This is a genomic window from Arthrobacter sp. 10T413_2 (assembly GCF_056394205.1).
Window position 1 is genome coordinate 1 of the sequence record NZ_JBFTHK010000331.1, and the last position, 1711, is coordinate 1711.

The 1711-nt window shown below is 63.9% G+C and carries 1 protein-coding gene; it reads right to left on the reverse strand.

All coding sequences use genetic code 11. The features are described from left to right. A partial coding sequence (locus AC1DBQ_RS23200; protein WP_476930733.1) for a transglycosylase domain-containing protein occupies positions 1-1692 on the reverse strand: 1692 nt, incomplete at its 3' end. Positions 1693-1711: the final 19 nt, after the last annotated feature.

Sequence of the window (1711 nt, forward strand, 5' to 3'; positions counted from 1 at the left end):
GCCGGTTTTGGCGAAAATGTCATGGCTCTTGTTGACCGGGATGTTGTAGCCGGAGCCCCTGGTCAGCACGTTCTTCAGGGCGTAGGTGACACCGGCAGCGACATCKGGGTCGATGGTTTGCCGGCAGTCCGCGCCGGGCACAGGGTAATTCCGTCCGTGCGGGCCGGTCACCGAGTCCAGGGCGATCGGGTCGCAGTGCACTCCCTTGGCGGCGAACGTGGCGTAGGCGTTGGCCATGGTCAGCGGGGCGACGTCCTGGGTCCCGATCAGGTTGGCGATGCTGGACAGGTCGTAGGGCTGGTTYGTGTGTCCGTTGGTGACTCCTGCCGCCGTCGCCATTTTTTGGATGTTGCAGAAATCCAGCTGGGCGGCGGACTGGAAGGTGATGGTGTTGATCGACTGGTAGAGGCCCTGCAGGACACTCATCCGGTAGTAATGGTTGGGGTCGTCGTTCGGCAGCGGGGTCTGGCCGAGGACCGGGTCGTAGGATCCGGTGGTGACACCGCAGGAGTTCTTCCAGGGGTATCCGGCCCTGTAGACGCGGACTGATCCGTCCAACTGGGTGGCCATCGATTTTCCGGAGTTGAGCCATTCAGCGAAAATGAACGGTTTCATGGTGGAGCCGATCTGGAACCCGCCGGCACCGTCGAGCGGCTGGCCGTTGGCGTCCTTCTCGGGCAGGGCGAAGTTGCCCATGTAGTTGCCGGGCGCCGTGGCGGGGTTGTAGACGGTGTTTTGTGCCATGGTCAGAACCTTGCCGGTGCCGGGTTGGACGCTGACCAGCGAGGAACCGCGCTGCAGGGGATCCGCTGCGGGCATGGAGGCGTCAACTTGCTCCTGGGCGACTTTTTGGAGGGCCGGGTCCAGTGTCGTGTGGATGGTGAGCCCGCCCAGGTACAGGAGCTTCTTGCGGGCCGCTTCATCGGCTCCGAAGGCGGGGTCGTTGAGGATMAGCCGCTGGACGTAGTCGCAGAAGTACGGCGCCGTCACCGCGCCGAAGCAGCCCTGGCTGCTGGGGTGGACGTTCAGGCCGATCGGCGCTTGCACGGCGGCGTCGTGTTCCGATGCGGTGATATGTCCTTGTTGGAGCATTTTGTCCAGGACTTCGTTCCTGCGTGCCACCACGTGGTCAGGTTCGGTGAGCGGGTCGTAGTAGACCGGGCTGTTCACGACGCCGGCCAGGGCTKCGGCCTCGGGCAGGGTCAGGGCACTGGCGGGGACGTTGAAGTATTCCTGGGCGGCGGCATCGATGCCGTAGGCGCCGTTGCCGAAATAGACGATGTTCAGGTAGCCCTGCAGGATCTGGTCTTTGGAGTATTTCGTCTCCAGGGCAATGGCGAGCTTCATTTCCMGCAGCTTGTCGCCGATCGTCTTGGCGTAGCCCAGCTTGACCTGATCGCCTTTGCCCTGGGCAACGAGGGATTCGATGATCATGTTGTTCACGTACTGCTGCGTGATGGTGGAGGCGCCCTGGCGTCCGCCCTGCGCGGTCGCCACCAGGGCCCGGAGGATCCCCGTGGTGTCGATTCCCCCGTGCTGGTAGAAGCGCGCGTCCTCGATGGCKACGATCCCGTCCCGGATGAACGGGGACATCTTGTCCAGTGTCACGGGTGCACGGTTTTCCGAGTAGAAGGTGGCGATCACGGACCCGTCGTTGGCCAGCACCGTCGAGGCGGCGGGCGGGGCGTTCATGTCCAGGTCATCGGGCAGC